Origin of the sequence: Pseudomonas sp. EA_65y_Pfl1_P113 (genome assembly GCF_963970525.1) — a bacterium.
Taxonomy (GTDB): domain Bacteria; phylum Pseudomonadota; class Gammaproteobacteria; order Pseudomonadales; family Pseudomonadaceae; genus Aquipseudomonas; species Aquipseudomonas tritici.
The window spans coordinates 1-238 of sequence record NZ_CAXAQM010000763.1 but is presented as its reverse complement, the minus strand read 5'-3'; the positions used below and the strand labels follow the sequence as shown (position 1 = coordinate 238).

Genomic DNA, 238 nt, shown 5'->3' with positions numbered 1-238 from the left:
CCGTCGATCCGCAGACGCCACAGCTCGCGCTCTTTAATGAACCCGAAAGTCTCGCGGTTCCGGTCTCCGATGAGTCTGACGAAGAAGTCGTTGCCCCGACCCAACGCCGAGGCAAACGCAAACCACTGTCAGCCGATCTACCACGCATCGAAGTCATTCACGAACTGCCCGAACATGAACTGACCTGCGCGTGCGGCTGCCGCAAACACACCATCGGTGAAGAAACCAGCGAACAGCT

The 238-nt window shown here is 58.4% G+C and carries 1 pseudogene; it reads left to right on the top strand.

The window, feature by feature from the left end:
• Positions 1 to 238 (top strand): annotated as a pseudogene (locus tag AACY52_RS32060) (IS66 family transposase); the annotation flags it as partial.